The sequence below is a fragment of the Novosphingobium sp. BL-S-20 genome, from assembly GCF_055521635.1.
Genome location: NZ_CM145494.1, coordinates 1590576 through 1608968, shown reverse-complemented (window position 1 = coordinate 1608968; position 18393 = coordinate 1590576). Strand labels below are relative to the sequence as shown.

Below are 18393 nucleotides of genomic sequence, written 5' to 3'. Positions count from 1 at the left end.
GAATGCTCCTGTGGTTCGAAGGATTTGAAATGACAACGGCGACATCCGTCACGAGTTGCACTTCGGCGCGGCGTTCCGGCCCGGATTGATCGCAGTTCGCCGCGCGTCTTGCGAATTCTGGCCGCCTGCGGGATTTTCGGCAGGAACGTTGGCGGCTCCGGCGGTTTGCACTCGCATCCCGGCGGATCATCATCCGCTTTCAACGGCGGAGCGAGGCCGACCATGCAGCAGCTTGCCGAGAATTTCTGGAATTTCCGCGGTTCGTTCAAGGTGGCAGGGATCCTCGATCTCGGCACCCACATGTCGCTGGTGCGCAGACCCGATGGGCGCTTCACCCTGATCGACAGCTACGGCGTGTCCGGCGCCGACCGCGATGCACTGCTGAAGCTGACCGGAAACGGCGAAGCCATCGACACGATCGTAAACGTCCACCCCTTCCATACCCTGCATTGCAGTGCAGCCCACGAACTGGCCCCGCGCGCGCAGCTGTTCGGGACCCGGCGGCACCGCGAGCATGCGCCCGAGCTTCCTTGGGAAGATGCCGCGATAGAGGACGCTGCGACGCAGGCCCGGTTCGAGGGTCTCGACTTCTCGGTTCCTTCCGGGCTCGATCTGGTGACCGGAGACGACAGCGTCCATGCCGCTTCCGTCCTTGTCCGGCACCGGGAGAGTGGCATAGTCCATGTCGACGATACGCTGATGGTGCTGGCAGCGCCCGGCTTGCTCGGCCGCATCCTGCCTCAATCGCGGCTGCGCTTTCATCCGATGCTGGGAAAGGCATTGCAGCGCCGTCCCGGCGCCGCCGACGATTTTGCCTCATGGGCCGGCGATCTTGCGCGCGACTGGGCAGCAACGCCGATCGTCTGCGCCGCGCACTCGGCCGCGCGACGCCTTCGCCCCGGCGGTTGGCGCAAGGAAGTGACGCATGCGCTCTGCGCTGCAGCCGGGACACTAGGCCGTCACCGCGCGCGCCACGGTTGATGCCGGGCGCGTTCTCTCCATTCTAGCGGAAACACCAGACCATGAGCGACAATCAAGCCAGCACACTTGTCCTGAAGACCGACGTCGCGGTGATCGGCGGGGGGACTGCCGGTCTCGCTGCCGAGCGCGCCGCGCGCAAGAACGGGGCTTCCACCCTGCTGATCGATCCCGAGTTCAACGGGACCACTTGCGCGCAGGTTGGCTGCATGCCCTCCAAGCTGCTGATCGCCGCAAGCCGGGAAGCCGCACGCATCGAACGGGCGGGACTGTTCGGGATCGAAGTGGAGGGCGTGCGAATCGACGGTCCTGCCGTGCTGCGGCGTGTACGCACCGAGCGAGACAGGTTCGCCCGCCTCACGCGCGAAGCCATCGCGCGGTTGCCGAAGGAGGTGGCGATCCGTGCCCGCGCCCGTTTCGAGGGGCCGGGGCGCCTCCTTCTTGGCGACGGGCGGCGGGTAGAAGCGCGAACGATCGTCATCGCGACCGGTTCTGCGCCGATCCTGCCGGAGCCTTTCGCAGAGCTGGGCGCGGCTGCGCTCACCAGCGACACGGTTTTCGACCTGGAGGACCTGCCCCGACGCCTTGCCGTGGTCGGCTCGGGCGCCATCGGCCTCGAACTTGCGCAGGCCTTCGCCCACCTTGGCGTCGAAGTGGCGCTGTTCGACAAGGGCGAGCGCATGGCCAAGGTTCGCTGCGACAAGGTACACGGTGAGCTCCGCGAAGTTATGGAGAACAATCTCGCCCTGCATCTCGGTGTCGACATCACGCCGCATGTGTCGGACCATGGCGTGCGCCTGAACTGGAGCGGGGCGAGCGAGGGCGAGGCATTGTTCGACCAGGTGCTTGTCGCGGTCGGGCGAAAACCGCAGCTGGGCAGGCTCGATCTCGACAAGGCCGGGCTCGACCTCGATGAACACGGCGTCCCCCGCTATGAGCGCACGACGATGCGCTGCGGGGAAAGTTCTGTCTTCATGGCGGGAGATGCAGCGGCGGACCTGCCACTTCTGCACGAAGCCTCGCACGAGGGCGCCATCGCCGGGCGAAACGCTGCAGCCTTTCCTGCGCCGATCCCGGTCGAGCGCAATACGACTTTTGCCATCACGTTCACCGAGCCGGTCCTGGCTACGATCGGCAAGGCGGAAGACGAGGGGGCCGTCACCGGTTCGGCAGACTTTTCCGACCAGGGCCGAGCGCGCGTTGACGGGCTCAATCGCGGAATCCTAACGCTCTATGCCGCAGCGCCGGACGGCAGGCTGATCGGTGCCGACCTGATCGCGCCTGCGGGCGAGCATCTTGCGCATATGCTGGCCTGGGCAGTGCAGGGTGGCCTCACCGCGACGCAGCTTCTGAACATGCCCTTCTATCACCCTACCCTGGAGGAAGGGCTGAAAAAGGCGCTGCGTACCATCTGCGCCGCCACCCCGATCGCTCTCCCGCCCGATCAGGATGCAGGCACTCCAGCCGGTTCTTAACGGTTTGCTTGGCAATGATCAGCCATGTCTCGCCGCCCCCCCCGTTTGCAAGATTTGCGGAACATAGGCGCAGAACAGATGTTATAGAACCGAGCTGCTCGAAAAGGTCGATGCAGCGTTCGTATCAAGGGAGAGCCCCATGTTTCGCTGGGCCATCATTTTCGCTGTTGTTGCACTTATCGCGGCGCTGCTGGGCTTTGGAGGCGTTGCTGGCCTTTCAGCAAGTCTTGCAAAGGTCTTCCTTCTCGTCGCGGTCGTAATCCTGGTTCTTGGCTTCTTCTTCGGTCGGGGAAAAAGAGTTCCTTGACCCCCGGCGGCCCGAGGCATTCCCGTAGTCAGAAACCTTCTGCTATGCCTTGAGCTGGAAATCCTGCTTCAGGATCATGCCGTTTGGAAGCATGGTCCTGAAGCAGTTTGCGTTCAAACAGACCTAAAACTGTACGGATCTAAGCGGCGAGCGATCAGGGCTCGCCTTGTCACGCAGGGATGCGCCCAGGATTTCTTGCAATCACATCGGGGAACAAGAGTTACGTCCTCTCTTGGCCCGACGCGAGAATGAGAGTTCCAGCCCCGATCGATCACCCGCTTTCAATGGTCAGTTGAGGCCGCTGCGCTCCTTCACGCCGGTTCGCTGCTCCTCTTCGAGTTGCTCGGCATGCCAGATGTTGCGTCCCACAAAGACAAGGACAATGACGGCAAGAACGATAGCCGCGGCCATCACGCCTGCCCGTCCTAATTTTCGCGAACTGGGCTTGTTCCTATCACCTGTCATCTCGACGCCTTCTCGGCCGATAATTAGTCATTTGCGGCATGGTAACTCTCCATTCTGGCGCACGCTTAACGCCGCCGGTGCTGCGCCGGCCTACAATGCCGCGCTCCGTGCTTCGAGATTGCAACAATAAGCGCGCCGGAGGCGTACTCGTTCCCGGCTCGGTCCGGCGTTCGAGAGTAGTTCCCCTCGACCTTGGTCATCAGAGTAGGGGAACGCGGCGTTACCGCAGCCGTTACCGAAAGGATGGAAAGAAGATCACAGGAGCTAGTAATGGCCGACAAGAAGGAAGATTTGCACGAGGCGGCCGAAATCGTGAAAGGTTACGCAAAAAGATTGGCAGGCGAAATCACGGGCCGACCGGATTCGATAGTTGAAGGCGAAAAAGAGCAAACCGAGGCGCTTCACCGCATTCGACGGGAGCGAGACGCTAAAAATCGATCGCATTAATCGGAGAAGCGATGGACCGCCGGAACAAATCTCGAATTGCAACGGGTTGACTGATCAATGATGCGAGGCAATTTCCTGACGCTGCATCTTTCTGCCTTCGTGAGGCTGTCCGGACATGACAGGGAAATTCTTGCAACGGCGCTGAGCAAGCGGATCCGAGTTCTGCCGCCCCGGCATGACATCATTCGGGAGGGAGATCGCCCCAGGTTCGTGAACGTGATCCTTGAAGGCTGGGCGCAGCGCTACAAACAACTAGCCGACGGCCGCCGACAGATACTGTCATTCTTCATCGCTGGCGACTTATGCGATACCAATGTCTTCATCCTGAGAAAGATGGATCATTCGCTATCGACCGTAACCGAGGTGGCGCTGGCGGAAATTTCGCAGGCAGAATTCCAGGAAATGATGGAGAATTCGCCGCGGATTTCCAAGGCACTCTGGTGGAGCGAACTGGTGGCGGTGGCAACCCAGCGCGAATGGACCACCAACATCGGGCAGCGGACCGCTTACGAACGGATCACCCATCTCTTCTGCGAGATTTTCGTGCGATTGCGGACGGTAGGATTGATCCAGGGAAACGCCTGCGAATTCCCCATGACCCAGTCGGAGATCGCCGAAGCCACGGGCTTGACGCAAGTTCACGTCAATCGAACCATTCAGGATCTGCGCCGCGATCATCTCATCGAACTGCGGGGACGACGCCTTCTGGTGCTCAGTCTGGAAGGCCTGGAAGCGGCTGCCATGTTCAATCCGAACTACCTGCACCTTGATCACGAAGGCTCATTTATCGACGCCAATGATTGATGACGCAGGCTGCGACCGCAATCCTCCAATTAGGCCTCAAGCGTGCTCACTAGGAACCCTGATTTCACTGATTTCCGTGAGAAGCATTTGCAGCTCGTCGATGTAACCGGTCAGCCTATCCGGGCCGAGCTGCCCCGAGAAAATATGGGCGCGGTCAGATAACAACTGTATCATTGTCTCTGCCTGCACACCGGGGGTATGAATAATGAGTCTGGCTAGTATGTCGCGTAAACAGAAAATAGCGCCTTCGAATTGGAGGATCGCTTTGTCGATTTGAATTGATTGTGCTGCCATTGCCCGCTTTTTAACCTTGCCGACCAAATTGCGTAAACGCCTCGAACGCGCCGTCTAGCTGGCATCGACCTGATTGATCATCACATAGATTAACTTTTCGAGAAAAGGGCCGGACGAGACCGGCGGCGGCCTCGAACATCCTCACCGATCCAAGACCTTGATCGCGCTCGACGCATTTCTTCCACCGTCATGTAGAACCCGGGAAATTCGATCCGAAGCGTCCATGTGCCGAATTCCCGGTGACTGTCCTGACTTGCGGCATTGCCGCGATAAGGCGCGATCATGCCGATGGATTAACATTGATTATGACGATTTGTGGGGTCCATGGGATCACCGCCGGGACTAACCGGTTCTATGAGCATCCGACCTGCTTTTTGGAGTCAGTACGGAAATGTTCATGGACCGCCTTCTCGCGAATCGTCGCGGCGTCAATCTGACTGACGCCGAGCGAGGTTTGCTGGAGGGAATCATCAGCGAGGTGCGCACCATCGAAGCGCGTCAGACCCTCATCCATGCCGAAACGAAGGTGGATGTCAGCACGATGCTGATCGACGGGATCATGTCTCGCTATATCGACGACCGGCGGGGGCTGCGTCAGCTGGTCGCCGTGCATGTGCCCGGCGAATTCGTCGACCTTCATGCGTTTCCAATGAAACGCCTCGATCACAGCATCGGCACACTCACGGCTGCAACCGTGGCGATAGTGCCCCATGCCGCGCTGAAAGAAGTGATTGATCCGAGGCCGGAACTTGCCCGCAAGCTCTGGTTTTCAACGCTCATCGACGCAGCTATGCACAGAGCCTGGCTTTTCCGTGTAGGTCGCCTCGATGCGGTTGGCCGAGTAGCGCACTTTCTGTGTGAGATGAACGCAAGACTTCAGGCGGTCGGCCTTTCAGACGGTCATCGCTTTGCCCTGTCCCTGACCCAGGCAGACATCGCTGAAATCTGCGGTCTGACAACCGTCCACACCAATCGCGTACTGCGCCAGTTGCGCGAAGCCGGATTATGCCAGATGCGCGCATCGCTGGTAGAGATCATGGATCCCGCCCAGCTTGTCAGGCGGGCGGACTTCGATCCTCGCTATCTCTATCTGGACCCGGTCGCGCCGACGTAATACAGGAGCTGGATGATGCCGTACCCGCAAATGCAGCCATATGACGAGCCAGGGGTTGCCAGCGTGGAGGACGGTCACGTCCTGCTCGACGGTCCCAATGGTATCGCCATCACACTTACGCCCGAGGCCGCGATTGCGACCGGCGAAAGTCTGGCCAGGGCGGGTCGCGAAGCGCTGAAACATAAAAGCGGCAGTGCCGAACCGCTAGATTGATAAATGTTATAAAGACAGTTGCCTGACCAGCCATTGTCCACATTTGCCCACGTGTCTACGGTGATCGGTATTGGAGAACCGAGGGGACGATGCGAGTAGCAGCCCGCACCGGTTTGCAGATCCTGGAGGCCGGGTGTTTGGTGCCGATCCTGATGCCGGTGCGTGGCTCAAGGCAGTTGTCGAGAGTTCGAGCGATGCGATCCTCAGTAAAACGCTCGACGGCATAATAACCAGCTGGAATATCGGCGCTGAAAAGCTTTTCGGTTACACGGCCGGGGAAGCGATCGGCAAGCCGATCACCATAATCATTCCCGACGACAGGCTTGAAGAGGAAGCCTCTATCATCGCCAGACTGCGCGCAGGCGAACGCATTGAGCAATTGGCAACGACTCGCCGCCGCAATGACGGCGAACTCATCGATATCGAAGTGACGATTTCTCCCGTCCGCGATGCCAAGGGCGATATCATCGGTGCGTCCAAGATCGCACGCGGCATCGGCGAGCGAGTGCGCTACACGCAGGAACAGGAACTCCTGCTGCGAGAGATGCAGCATCGCATCAAGAACCTTCTCTCGACAATTCAGGCATTGGTGCGCATTGGTCCGAGACACGGCTCCATTGACGAGTTCGTCAGTGATCTCAGCAGCCGGATTGCCGCGCTGGACGCCGCGCAGAACCTTGTTTTGCTGCCGAGCGAAACCTTGAGTACAGAAGGCAGGGCGGAAGCTTCGCTTTCCGGACTGATCGATGTGGTGCTCGCACCATATCGGGATGCCGGACGTATCCGGCTTTCTTCGTGCGAGATCACCGTGGGGAAGGGCAGCGCAACGTCATTGGCCTTGCTGTTTCACGAACTGGCTACAAATGCGGTGAAGTACGGCGGTTTGTCGACCCCTGGTGGAAATCTCCGCGTAGGCTTTGAACATGAGGATGATGACATCATCATTCGCTGGTGTGAGAAAGGTGGAAGCCCCGACGAAACCCGAAGTGGATTCGGCACCCAACTCGTCCGCGCCGCCATTCGCGGACTAGAGGCCAGTATGGAGGTTGCCTGGGAAGGTGTTGAGCGGGTGGTCACGCTTCGTATTCCGAAGCGCGCCATTGCCCGATGACGGGATCGCTGCTTGATCCGAAAATCGGCTATGCAATCACGAAATGTTCGAACTGATTATCCGCGCTCTTGCCCCTCCAATTGCTTTTTCTCCTTCCCGGTCGGGGGGATGAAGCTGACCTGTGCAAGCCGCCAAGCCCGATCGTCATCACCCGGCCAGTAGTGACGGGGATGGCGGCATTCTGACGGCGGGTGCGCGCCATGCACTTCAGCGCGGATCAGCCGCCCGGTTTCGCGCAGGCGGACCGTCGCACCGGGAAACTCGGCCTGAAGCCGATCACAGACCTTCTGCGCATCTTGGGACAGTTCGGTGCTGGACAGCGCACGGGGCGCGCCGTCTACCAGTTCGGCGGTAGAGGAGCGCAATGCCTTGATACCATCATTGAGCACATCGACCGAAATGATCGCCGCGGCGACTGAATCCGCCCACCACCAACCAAGTCCGAGGCCGATGACGCCGGCCAGCCCCGCTGCACCGGTCAGCCAGTTTGCCTTGTTCATGAGCGCATCGGTATGGAGCAACTTGTCGTTGAGCGCTTTTGCAAGCGGCAGCTCCCTGCGACCGATGAACAGCGGAGGGATTAGCGAGTAGATTTGCGCCGCGATCATCAGCCAGCCGAGCCAAATATCTTGGCCCAGAATGGCAACGGAACCGACAGTCGCATGTTCCTGTGAGCCCAGTGCCATCAGCGCATTGTAAAGCAGCAGCGCGCCGACCGCCGCAAGCGCGACCGCAGCGACGAAGAAACCAAGACCGTTGACCCGCTCGAAGCCGAATGGAAAGCGGCGCGAGCTATGGCTTCTGCGCTCCATGCGAGCAGCGACCAGAAACATGACTGGCGGTATCAGACCCAGCGTGTCCTCGATCCAGGCGGTTTTCATCGTCTCGCTTTGGCCCAGCACCAGTCCCATGGTGACGATAATGGTAAGTGTCCAAAAAATGTTCCAATATTCAAGGCGCATCGCCCTGGCCATGGTCTGGCGTAGTTCACCGGGCAGGCTGGTCTCATTCATGGCTGCCCCGCTTTCTGCAATACCGTCCGGCTGGCCCGCTCGACAGTCATGATCCATCGATTCTCGCCATTTCGCATCGCTGCTTTCAGCTCGAGTGGCGCATTATCGGGGCCGGTCGTCGAAAGGGCGGGAGCGAAGGCAACCTCCGTCCTCCAAGGGCTGTCCGCCTTGAAGTGGCCAACGACAACGTCGAGTTTACCTACTTCCAACTGCTGCAGGACAGACTCGCCCGATCCACTGCGCCACTGCGCGCGAGCATGTGTCCGCTTTTCGATCTCCGAGATGAGGTTGCCGGCTTGAGGCGCCGAGCGAGCGGAAGCCTCGAGCGCCGCAACGGTAAAGGTGCCCCTCTGCTCGATCCGGTTCGAGGTACCGGCCGGATCGCGTGGCAGCGCATCGCACCCGCATAGCAAAAATAGCGCAAGGGCGACTTCCCGCATTTTCGGTCACCTCCGTTGGTGCGGCGCTTCAATGGAAACCGATTCAAGGTCGCTTCGGCCTCGACCGCCCGCACAGCGCAGTCGAGGACCGTACCTCGTCTGTCTGGATACGCTTGTCGACCGTCGGCGAATTGCCTCTCCATTCGCTTTATTGTTCAATCAGACATAGAACGCTTGGGATTGGCAAAGTGCCGCAACACTATTTGTCTTCGCACAAATTGAGATTCCGAATTGTAGATTTTGCGTTGCGATAAGCTTTGACCTTCGTACCGACCACCTATCGTTGCCTTCGGTTCGGTCGGAACACAGGGTTAACGTCATCCAGGCATTAGGCCGCGTGTGAGCCGGCCGATCGGTTGCCAACACAGAAATGCGCGTCTCGCTGTCGGTGAGGATCTGTGCATGGCTTGCAGCAGCGGCGATTTCTTCTGCCAACCTGTCAGTTTACGCCTAGAAACTGACCATCCGCATCGAAGCGGCAGTTGAAGAATTTAGTGCCCTTGCTGCCATCAGGACGGTCATACCATCCCTGCACGATGTACCCGCTGCGCTGCTCGATGGGAGCATTCGCCGTGATTTCGCTCGGACGGCGATCGAACCGGACACTGGCCTCATTGCGGCAAATCCGGGAAAGTTCGTTTCCGGCGACGTAGCCGTGGGAGGGTGCGCCGCGAGGATCATGTCTGCTAGCGCGGTGATCATCGTGGCCGTCACTCTTGCCACAATCGGCCGGCAGCGTGGGTGTGACCGAACTATAGCGTCCGTCCATCGTTGCGACAGCTACGCACCGATGGCGCTCGTGGCTCCACCAATAGGAGTAACTGCGATCATCGCCCTTCTCACCGCCCACATTTCGATAGCCGCGACGCTGAAGTTCCCCGTCGGCTTGTCCGGCCCGGGCTCCGACCAAATCCTCCAATCCCGTAGATTGGCCGAACGAGTTCGATGGCGCTGAAGCCATGGCGAACGCCGCAAAAATCAGGGGACTAGAAGACGAAGGCATATGCGCACCTCATCGCCGAACATGGGACCATTCACATTTATATATTCGATCCGTGATGCACTCTATCCGAAACTAGGCCATCTTTCTCGACGCCAGTCAATTCCTCGCCCCTCTTAAGTCAGCTTAAAAGCTACTGGGGTCGCACTTCGGCTAAACTCGGCGTGCCGTTGTAAACTGTCCATTCCGGTTCAGCCGTGAAACCATTTGCCCACGCGTTGTGTTGAATCCAACGAAATCGCGATGAAAGGAGCCCGATCATGTCGTCGACACCCAAAACGACGGAAGGCCCGGACGAGACCGGAGCAGGCAAGCGCACTAACCGAAAGGCAGAGGAAAAAGTCTCGCCCGGAGATAACAGCGCAACGATCTCAGGGCAGGGTCATGGCAGCCCGGCCATCGTCACCACGGAAATTGACGAGCCCGGTGCCCCCGAACCGACCGCAGACCGCCCGGAACGCGGTCCCAGCGGTGCAGCGACAGCTGGCAAGTTCCCGGATGGATTACCGGACAAGCCCTGAAACCATTGCAGAACAGGAGCTACCGCGGCGAGGAAGGGATGAAGGAAAGTAGAGATGCCTAGAGGTGACAAGAGCAGCTACACAGATAAGCAGAAGCGCCGCGCCGCGCATATAGAAAAGGGCTATGAAAAGCGGGGTACCCCAAAAAAGGAGGCCGAAAGTCGCGCCTGGGCAACCGTCAACAAGGAAAGCGGCGGCGGCAAGAAATCCGGATCGGGTCGAGGAAAGACCGAAAACCGGAGTGCATCATCCCGGGGCGGCAAGGCGCATAAGGCCGGTTCGGCGGAACAACGATCAGCTGCTGCACGGAAGGGATGGGAAACCCGGCGCAGAAACGGCAATGCATGACCACTACAACGCCGCCCATCCCCACACCCTTGTGCCTAGCGGTCCGCAATGCCTCCCTACAGGCACTGTGAGACTTTCCCTGAGAACCTCGGTTGCAGAGCTTCGAACATCCTCCGGCAATTTGGGCGCACAGCCAGGTGTCGCGGGCTTCAGCCGAAACACGCCGTGATCGACAGCTGATGTGTCACTGTTTACGTCAGCCCATTACGCTAGGATAATTGGGTACCGCCCGCGCGCCGGCCCCGTCCGGCATCGAAGGTATCTGCGAATATTTCTAAAAAGCGCGAAACATCAGCCGGCTTCGAGGGCTCTACAGCTGTCGCGGCTCTTCTACCCTCATGGAGGAGCCTTGACGTGCGATTTACCTCCTCTGGCCCCACGTTTTCCTCCAGTGAAACGCGGGGTCGTTTTTTAATTCGAGGAAGCGGTACCAGGATCATTCGTCAAGCGAGCGGGCAACCGGATCCAGACAAGACAGCAGGGCCTCGTCTGAAGAGACTTAGGCGGCGACCTTCAGTCGCCGACCATATCCCTGATCTTGATTGCCAACGCTTCCACGGAAAACGGCTTGGTCAACATCTCCATGCCTTCGTCGAGAAATCCCGAACGGATCGTGGCATTCTGGGCATAGCCAGTGATGAAAAGGATTTTCAGTCCGGGCCGGGTTTCGCGCGCGATCTCCGCCAATTGACGACCATTGAGGCCAGGGAGCCCGACGTCCGTGACCAGCAAGTCGATCGTCCCCGTCGCCTGCAGCAGGGGAATAGCGGTCTGGGCATCAGTCGCCTCGATCGTCCTGTAGCCGATCTCGCGTAGCACTTCGGTCACGAACATTCGCACCGACGGATCGTCCTCGACGATCATCACGGTTTCGCCGAACCCGGCCGGATAGTCGCTCGCGCTTTGCAAATCCGTCGACGCACGGCCCTCGGCGCGTGGAAGGAAGAGTTTGACGGTCGTGCCAAGCCCGACCTCGCTGTAGATACGCGCATGGCCGCCCGACTGGCGCGCAAATCCGTAGATCATGGAAAGTCCAAGACCCGTGCCCTGACCGACCGGCTTCGTCGTGAAGAACGGCTCGAAGGCCTTATCGACGGTGGAGGGTGCCATGCCGATGCCGGTATCGCTCACGCTCAGAACCACGTATTCGCCCGGAGCCACGTCTGGATGGTCGCGGGTGTAGCGCTCGTCGAGATGAACATGGCCGGTTTCTACGGTGAGTTTGCCGCCGCCGGGCATCGCGTCCCGGGCATTTATGCAGAGATTGAGCAGGGCGCTTTCAAGCTGGTTGCTGTCGGTCGAGGCCATCCACAGGCCTTCGCAAAGATGGGTCTCCAGCACCGTCTGTTCGCCGAGCGTTCGGACCAACAGCTCGCTCATGCCCGTCACCAGCGCGTTGACGTCGATGACTTGCAGATCGAGCGATTGTCGCCGCCCGAACGCCAGCAGGCGCGAGGTCAACGCCGCAGCACGCTGGGCGGACGTATTGGCGGCATCGATAAAGCGATCCACCCGGTCAAGCCGGCCGGATGCGATATTGCGCTGAACGAGGTCAAGACCGCCGATGATGCCCGTGAGCATGTTGTTGAAGTCGTGCGCGATGCCGCCCATCAACTGCCCGATTGCCTCCATCTTCTGGCTCTGCCGCAGGGCCTCGCGCGCAGTTTCCAGCTCGCTCTCGCGCGCTTTGGCTTCGGTAAGATCGCGGCCGACCGCCACGAAGTTGAGACCATCGGGTTCGGGCGCCGCCGTCCATTCGATGCTCTTCCAGCCGCCTTCCTGCACGGCTACGCGGTTCTCGAAACGCGTGGGCCGATGCGACCGTGCCATCAACGCGATTGCCTCAAGCGAAGCCGCCCGGTCATCAGGATGCATGAAGCCTGCATATCCCCGTGTGAGCAAGTCATTCTCGCTCCAGCCCAGAACCTGCGTCCAGGCCGGATTGACCGCCGACATCATGCCCGCCGCGTCTGCCCGGGCCAGCAGATCCTGTGACAGATCCCAGAGGCGATCGCGCTCTGCGCGGGCACGTTCGATGGCTGCCTTGACCCTTTCCCCCACTTCCTGGACGAGTGTTTCCTCGGCCGCAGTCCAGTTGCGCGGCGCAGCATTCTGCACGGCAAGCAGGCCGACCCATTGCTCTTCCTCAAACAGGACGACGTCGATGAAGGCGCCGACTTCCCGCGCTGAAAGACCGGATCGTGCCGGCTCGCTCAGTCTTTCGTCCGCACCGACATTGCGCACAACTACCGGTGCGGCGTTTCTGTAGGCGGCCAGCAGGTCCGGACCGAAGGATGCGAGCGAATGAACGCCTGCAATGGAGCCGACGCTGCGCGCATAATCGCGCTCCACGGTCATCATGCCGCTGCTCGTGATCTCGGCATAGAATACCCGGCTCGCGCCGAGCAGTTCGCCGATCCGCCGGGCCGCCAGATCGGTTATTTCGGCCGGTGTCTTGAGCGACCTCAGGTCATCGGACAGGGAAAGCAGAAATTCGCTGCGCCGCTCCGCCGCCACGCGCTGCGTGGCATCGGTTAGAATACACAGAACGCCCTCGGGCGCCCCCATGTCGCCGGGCACAGGGGAGAAATCGAGATCGGCCCAAGCCGTTTCCGGCGCACCGCCGCGCAGCATTGTCATTTCCCGCTCGCGGCAATGCATCGTGTCTCCTGCGAGGCCGGCGGTGATGGCTGTCTCCCAAATGAAAGCCATTTCAGGCCAGGCAACACCTGCCGCAGAGCCCAGCGCTGCGGGATGATATTCGCCTGCAAAACGCGAAAAGGCCTCATTGTAAAGCATGACACCTTCCGCGCCCCACAGCAGCGCCATGGGCACTTGCGCGCGCAGGACAATCGAAAGCGCACAGGTGAGGGACCGGGGCCACAGCTCGACCGGGCCAAGCGGCGAGCCCGACCAGTCCGCCGCCAGGATCAGGTCGGCAACGCCGCCACCGTTCAGAAAGGAAAGATCGCCTGAAGGCGCCGGGTGACCGATAATCGGCGCGGTGGACATGAAGCAAAATCCTGACAGCGGTTCGAAGGTGCCGGCGATACAGTTCCTGTCCGCCCGATCGTCCGGCCTGCATAGACCAACTTTCCAGACCCCGGAACTACCGGAGCGAGAGACAGTTCACGCGGTCCCGGTTACCGCTTTGCGAAGGGCGCTGCGCAGTTGCGAGGGGGAACTGGGTTTAGGGCATATCTGTGCGTCGGGGTAACGTGAGCGCAACGCCCCTTGGTCGGCGTGGCCGGAATGAAAGATCATCGGCACATTCATCTCGCGCATCCTGTCGGCGGCGGGAAATACTTCGCCGTCCGGCAGCCGGACATCGAGGATAGCACAGCGCGGACGCTGGCGCTCTATCGCCTTCATCGCGGCGGCAACAGTGCCGCAATGCGCGGATATTCCGAGCCCTTCCTCGGCCACGAGATCTTCCAGGTCGAGCACCACGAACAATTCATCTTCAACGATCAGAACCATGTCACTCATCGCGCGCTTACGCTGCCGGGAAGTTGCAGTCGAAGGCTGAAATGCCCTTCATGGACCATGTGGGATACCGAGGCGCCAAGCTGGCGAACCGAGGTTGTGACGAGCAGCGTTCCAAAACCCGACCCTTCGGCCACTTCAAGCTTATCGGCACCAACTTCGTCCCACACCAGTTCGATTCCCTCGGCGCCTAAAGTCCACCGAACACAAAGAGTTCCTGAGCGCGGGCCCAGAACGCCGTATTTGGCGGCATTGGTCGTCCATTCGTGCAAGATGAGCGCCAGAGACGACAGGCAGCTTCGATCGATGGCAACTTCCGGCCCCTCGACTTGGATCTCCGAGCGTCCGGCATAAGCCGCAGTAGTCGTTTCGACGAGTGCGCGCAGCGAGATCGCCTGTTCCTCGCCGCCCGACGGCGCTGCAAGCGAATGTGCGCGGCCGAGCGCAGCAATGCGTTCGCGCAGATCTTCGCTGTAACTGCGCACGTCGTCGTGCGACCTTGCGGCAGCAGCGATCATCCCGCTGACGACGGCAAACAGGTTTTTGACCCGGTGGTTCATCTCTCGCAGCATGAGGCCGCGCGTCTCGGCCAAGGTATATTCCGCAGTCGTGTCGATCGCTGCACCGACCAGGCGGCGCGGGCGGGAGCCGATCAGGCGGCCATAGGCCTTGAGATGGCGATAAACATTGTCGGGAGAGCCGGGATCGGAAACGCGAAAGGCCATCTCCAGATCACTGCCATTGTCGAGAGCATGAGTAATGTTGTTCTCGGTCGCCATGCGATCGCCGGGATGAACACGCTCCAGCACGTCTTCAAGCCCGAGTTCTTCATCCGGCGCCAGTGAAAGGAGTGTTCGGCTAGCGGCGTCCAGAATGACCTCGTCCTCGTCGGGCCGATATTCCCATATGCCGATCCCGCCGGAGCGGACGGCAAGATCGAGCCGCTCACGCTCGGCCGCGAGATCACCTTCCATCAGGAGCGCCACGGTGATGTCTGTCAGTACCAGCGTCGCGCCGTCGATCGTCCCGTACTGCGTGCGGTAAGGCAAAATGCGCAGCGACAAGGTCCGGCTTCCGTCGCGGGTTCGCACGCGCCGGTGCAGCGCTTCTCCGCTCTCGGCGACTTGCTGGGCCTCGTCGAGATAGCTGCCGTCATCGAGGCGCGTCGCGACATCGGCGAGAAGGCGTCCCCGATCGGTCTGCTGAAGCGGAAATATGCTCGTCGCTGCCTCGGTAAAGCTGCGGATACGCAATGCGCCGTCAAGAACGATGACCGCAAGCTCGGTCGATTCGAAGAAGTTTCGCAGATCGGAGTTGGCGACAGTAAGCTGATCAACCTTGCTCTTGAGCTCGTCGTTTACCGTGGACAACTCCTCGTTGGTCGACTGGAGCTCCTCGTTCATCGACATCATTTCTTCGTTGGAGCTTTTCAGTTCCTCGTTGGCTGTTTCCAGCTCCTCCACCGCGGTGCGCAGTTTGTGCCGCGTGAGGCGCAATTCCTCTTCGAGCGCTTCCATGTGGTCATCGCCGCTTTCGATCTCGGTGTACTCCGGACCGTCGAACGGCAGAAAGGCTCCCCGATCGCGCAGCACCAGCAGCAGCGTTCCGTCCGGCAAGGGCTCGCAGATCGCCTCTACCGGCTGGGTGCCGTAGTCCGAGCGCACGTCCACATCGCGGGCCACCACGCGCTTGCGCTCATCGCGAGCCTGGCGGACCAGCGGACCGATGATGTCACGAAGGCCCGGCTTGGCGAGCGAAATGGCATTGGAGCCGCCGGTCCGGGACACTGGAAAATCGAAGTAGCGGCTCAGCTTGCCATAAGCGGCCAGGACAGCTCCGTCCTGGCTCAGAACCATGGCTGGTGGTGAGTACCGGTCCACGAGGCGCTGGACGGAAATGCCTGTCTCGCCTTGCTTGCGCCGGCTGTCACGCTCGGTGGTGTCTCCACGGCGACGGTGTGTTCCCCGTTCTCCTCCGGGCAATTCGAGAGGATAACTGGGGTTTCCCGGACCTCGCTCGAAGATGCGCGAATGATGGTCGATCGCGGGAAACAGGTGGTCGAAGCGGCCGAGACTCTCCGAAGGTCCCAGGAACAGATAGCCTCCCTGTCGGACCGCGTAGTGAAGGATCGGCATAACCGCCTGCTGCAGACGGTCGTCGAAGTAGATCAGCAGGTTTCGGCAAGACACAAGATCGATGCGCGAAAATGGCGGGTCTTTGACTATCGAATGATTGGAGAAGCGGATCAGATCGCGGATCTGGCTGGAGATCGCGAACTTGTCGCCGCGCGGGACCGTCCAGCGTTCGCGCATCGGGGAGGGGATGTCGGCCAGCGCGGAGGCGGGGTAGACACCCTCGCGGGCGATCTGCAGCATCTGCTCGTCGATGTCGGTTGCGAAAATCTGCACCGGATTGAAGAGGCCCAAGTCCCGCGCCGCTTCGGCGAACAGCATGGCGATGCTGTAAGCTTCCTCGCCGCTCGAACATCCCGGCACCCAAACCCGCACTTCCTCGTCGAAGGTGCGGCTGCGAACCAGCGGCTCGACCACTTTATCGCGAAGAGCGCCGAACATCTCGGGATCGCGGAAGAAGCGGGTGACATTGATGAGAAGGTCGCGGAACAATGCCTCGCACTCGGCAGTGTCGGAGCGCACGTATCGGAGGTAGCCGCTTGCCGATTCGATGTTCAGGACATGCATGCGCCTCTCCACCCGCCGCACAAAAGTCGAACGCTTGTAGCCGGAGAAGTCGTGACCGACGGTCTTGCGCAGGATGGAGCACAGCTCGTCAACGCGGTCGGCAACCAGTTCGGCCTCCTGTCGGTGCGGCCCACCCTGGCGGCGCTGAAAAAAGGCGCCGAGGCAATCGAGAATTTCGCTGGGCTCCTTGACGTAATCGACAAGACCGGTTCCGACGGCAGAAACCGGCATACCGTCGTACCTGGCACTATCGGGGCTCTGGACAACACAGACGCCGCCATGTTCCTTGATTGCGCGCAGGCCGGTCGAGCCATCGGCACCGGTGCCAGAAAGAATGACGCAGGCAGCTTCGGTCTGCTTCTCTGTGGCCAGAGAGATGAAGAAGTCGTCGATCGGCCGCCGGAGTCCGCGCGGCTGGGCAAAATCGGTCAGCTCCAGACGTCCATCCTGCAAGGCAAGTCCTCGGCCCGGCGGGATGATGTAGACCGTGTCCGGACAAAGCTCTTCACCGCCCTCGCACTGTAAGACATCCAACGTCGTGGCGCGGTCCAGGAGCTCCGCAAGCATGCTCTCGTAGTTGGGATCGAGATGCTGAACCACGACGAAGGCCATTCCTGTTGGCAGGCGCGCGGCACCGAGCATTTCACGCAGCGCCTCGAGGCCGCCAGCCGACGCGCCGATGCCGACGACCGGGACACTCGCATGGGGATTATTGCCGATCACAGGATCGAACTGGCATCGAGATTGGCAAGGGTCAGCTTGGCCTGGGCAATCAGGGCGGCGGAATTGGCGATGGTGGTCAGAGTTCCCTCGACGATGATCCCGCTTTCGGCAGCGACCGGTCCGAGCCGGGATAGCGCTTCTCCAAGCTCGGCGTCATAAGCTTTCAGTCGTTCGGGCTGTGCCCGGCTGACGTCGAACTGGGAGGCGAAAATGAAGTGCGTCCTGCCAGCGAGATTGCGTAGGCGCGACATGTACAGCAGGTTTACGAAGGGCATTCCATCCTTGCGGAAATTGAGGATCGGCGTGCGCACGTTGGGTGCGGCATCTTCGCGCAGGAAGGAACGCAAACGGGCGCGAGCCTGATGATCCTGGGCCTTGCCTTGAAGCAGGCGGCAATTGCGACCGGCCAGATCCTCCTGTCCGTACCCGGTGAGATCCGTGAACCGGCCGTTTACCAGGATAAGCGCGTTGTCGCCCCCGGGCTCACCTAGCGCGAGGGCCACCGGCGAGTCCGCGAAGAAGGCGAGGAGTTCGTCAGGCACGTCGCGATCGGGCACATCGATACTCCTGGCGGAAAAGCGTTCGCACAGACGCGAACTCGACCGGCTGCAAGCTGAAGGCGGGACTTCGGGACCAAGCTTCTCGCGTTGAAGCCCGGAGGCGGGGGCGCAATCTGCCGCCGGGCTTACGGGCCAAACCGGCGGGCACGCGGGCAGCGATAGGACCGTTGCGGAGATCATTTTCGAAACCGGACGGCGCCCGCATGCAGGGGTTGCCAATTTCGGAAAACCGATGCGGGTCGGTCGAATTCAAGAGAATGACGTCCATCCGCGATCAATCGGTGTCGGATTGGGGAATTGCGAAGCCGGGCGCAGGATTGTCAGTCCGGCATATAACGGAAATCGGCAGGCCGGGCAGGGCTGCAAGGTGCCGAGCAAGCGCCGGGCTTGCGAAA

The 18393-nt window shown here is 60.6% G+C and carries 19 protein-coding genes; 10 read left to right on the top strand and 9 right to left on the bottom strand.

Annotated features, from left to right (window positions below):
- The first annotated feature begins 222 nt into the window (after positions 1–222).
- The 3 genes from ACZ1II_RS15420 (at position 223) to ACZ1II_RS15410 (ending at position 2760) form a co-directional block, all read left to right on the top strand.
- Complete coding sequence (locus tag ACZ1II_RS15420) at positions 223–981, top strand: hypothetical protein (RefSeq protein WP_465147231.1); 759 nt, start codon at positions 223–225, stop codon at positions 979–981.
- Positions 982–1022: 41 nt separating this feature from the next.
- Positions 1023–2453: a dihydrolipoyl dehydrogenase gene (locus ACZ1II_RS15415; protein WP_465147230.1), complete on the top strand. Its 1431-nt coding sequence runs from the start codon at positions 1023–1025 to the stop codon at positions 2451–2453.
- A gap of 139 nt (positions 2454–2592) precedes the next feature.
- A complete protein-coding gene (locus ACZ1II_RS15410) occupies positions 2593–2760 on the top strand; it encodes a DUF1328 domain-containing protein (protein WP_147223179.1) in 168 nt (55 codons plus the stop codon).
- Between the two features lie 288 nt (positions 2761–3048).
- Here ACZ1II_RS15410 and ACZ1II_RS15405 read toward each other — a convergent pair whose 3' ends face one another.
- Positions 3049–3171, bottom strand: coding sequence for a hypothetical protein (locus tag ACZ1II_RS15405; RefSeq protein ID WP_465147229.1), 123 nt, complete (start codon positions 3169–3171; stop codon positions 3049–3051).
- Between the two features lie 324 nt (positions 3172–3495).
- Between ACZ1II_RS15405 and ACZ1II_RS15400 the strand changes: the two genes are divergently transcribed.
- Together ACZ1II_RS15400 and ACZ1II_RS15395 are read left to right on the top strand one after the other, a co-directional pair.
- Positions 3496–3672 (top strand): hypothetical protein, encoded by a 177-nt coding sequence (locus ACZ1II_RS15400; RefSeq protein WP_465147228.1) that lies wholly within the window; start codon positions 3496–3498, stop codon positions 3670–3672.
- 60 nt (positions 3673–3732) lie between these two features.
- Positions 3733–4476: a Crp/Fnr family transcriptional regulator gene (locus ACZ1II_RS15395; protein WP_465147227.1), complete on the top strand. Its 744-nt coding sequence runs from the start codon at positions 3733–3735 to the stop codon at positions 4474–4476.
- A 36-nt stretch (positions 4477–4512) separates the two neighbouring features.
- Here ACZ1II_RS15395 and ACZ1II_RS15390 read toward each other — a convergent pair whose 3' ends face one another.
- The gene (locus ACZ1II_RS15390) at positions 4513–4770 is read right to left on the bottom strand and encodes a hypothetical protein (RefSeq protein ID WP_465147226.1); all 258 of its coding nucleotides are present in this window, start codon (positions 4768–4770) and stop codon (positions 4513–4515) included.
- A gap of 391 nt (positions 4771–5161) precedes the next feature.
- On the opposite strand from ACZ1II_RS15390, the gene ACZ1II_RS15385 reads away from it, so the two are divergent.
- The 3 genes from ACZ1II_RS15385 (at position 5162) to ACZ1II_RS15375 (ending at position 7208) form a co-directional block, all read left to right on the top strand.
- Complete coding sequence (locus tag ACZ1II_RS15385) at positions 5162–5884, top strand: Crp/Fnr family transcriptional regulator (protein WP_465147225.1); 723 nt, start codon at positions 5162–5164, stop codon at positions 5882–5884.
- Between the two features lie 15 nt (positions 5885–5899).
- Positions 5900–6097, top strand: a complete 198-nt coding sequence (locus tag ACZ1II_RS15380; protein ID WP_465147224.1) for a hypothetical protein — start codon at positions 5900–5902, stop codon at positions 6095–6097.
- A 133-nt stretch (positions 6098–6230) separates the two neighbouring features.
- Complete coding sequence (locus tag ACZ1II_RS15375) at positions 6231–7208, top strand: sensor histidine kinase (RefSeq protein WP_465147223.1); 978 nt, start codon at positions 6231–6233, stop codon at positions 7206–7208.
- A gap of 56 nt (positions 7209–7264) precedes the next feature.
- On the opposite strand, the gene ACZ1II_RS15370 is transcribed toward ACZ1II_RS15375, so the two are convergent.
- The 3 genes from ACZ1II_RS15370 to ACZ1II_RS15360 form a co-directional block, all read right to left on the bottom strand.
- The gene (locus tag ACZ1II_RS15370; RefSeq protein ID WP_465147222.1) at positions 7265–8221 is read right to left on the bottom strand and encodes a cation efflux transmembrane domain-containing protein; all 957 of its coding nucleotides are present in this window, start codon (positions 8219–8221) and stop codon (positions 7265–7267) included.
- Positions 8218–8661 carry a hypothetical protein gene (locus tag ACZ1II_RS15365; protein WP_465147221.1) on the bottom strand — a complete coding sequence of 148 codons (444 nt, stop codon included), beginning with the start codon at positions 8659–8661 and terminating at the stop codon, positions 8218–8220. The genes ACZ1II_RS15370 and ACZ1II_RS15365 overlap by 4 nt, the downstream gene beginning before the upstream one ends.
- 439 nt (positions 8662–9100) lie before the next feature.
- A complete protein-coding gene (locus tag ACZ1II_RS15360) occupies positions 9101–9622 on the bottom strand; it encodes a hypothetical protein (protein ID WP_465147220.1) in 522 nt (173 codons plus the stop codon).
- Positions 9623–9921: 299 nt separating this feature from the next.
- Here ACZ1II_RS15360 and ACZ1II_RS15355 point away from each other — a divergent pair, with 299 nt between their 5' ends.
- Both ACZ1II_RS15355 and ACZ1II_RS15350 read left to right on the top strand, forming a co-directional pair.
- On the top strand, positions 9922–10182 hold the full coding sequence (locus tag ACZ1II_RS15355) for a hypothetical protein (RefSeq protein ID WP_465147219.1): 261 nt from the start codon (positions 9922–9924) through the stop codon (positions 10180–10182).
- A 54-nt stretch (positions 10183–10236) separates the two neighbouring features.
- Positions 10237–10530, top strand: coding sequence for a plasmid stabilization protein (locus ACZ1II_RS15350; RefSeq protein WP_465147218.1), 294 nt, complete (start codon positions 10237–10239; stop codon positions 10528–10530).
- A gap of 513 nt (positions 10531–11043) precedes the next feature.
- Here the strand turns inward: ACZ1II_RS15350 and ACZ1II_RS15345 are convergent.
- The 4 genes from ACZ1II_RS15345 to ACZ1II_RS15330 all read right to left on the bottom strand — a co-directional run bounded on the left by ACZ1II_RS15345 (position 11044) and on the right by ACZ1II_RS15330 (position 17995).
- Positions 11044–13542 carry an ATP-binding protein gene (locus ACZ1II_RS15345; protein ID WP_465147217.1) on the bottom strand — a complete coding sequence of 833 codons (2499 nt, stop codon included), beginning with the start codon at positions 13540–13542 and terminating at the stop codon, positions 11044–11046.
- A 117-nt stretch (positions 13543–13659) separates the two neighbouring features.
- On the bottom strand, positions 13660–14010 hold the full coding sequence (locus ACZ1II_RS15340) for a response regulator (RefSeq protein WP_465147216.1): 351 nt from the start codon (positions 14008–14010) through the stop codon (positions 13660–13662).
- A gap of 5 nt (positions 14011–14015) precedes the next feature.
- Positions 14016–17357 (bottom strand): CheR family methyltransferase, encoded by a 3342-nt coding sequence (locus tag ACZ1II_RS15335; protein ID WP_465147309.1) that lies wholly within the window; start codon positions 17355–17357, stop codon positions 14016–14018.
- 77 nt (positions 17358–17434) lie between these two features.
- Positions 17435–17995, bottom strand: a complete 561-nt coding sequence (locus tag ACZ1II_RS15330; protein ID WP_465147215.1) for a PAS domain-containing protein — start codon at positions 17993–17995, stop codon at positions 17435–17437.
- Between the last annotated feature and the right edge of the window lie 398 nt (positions 17996–18393).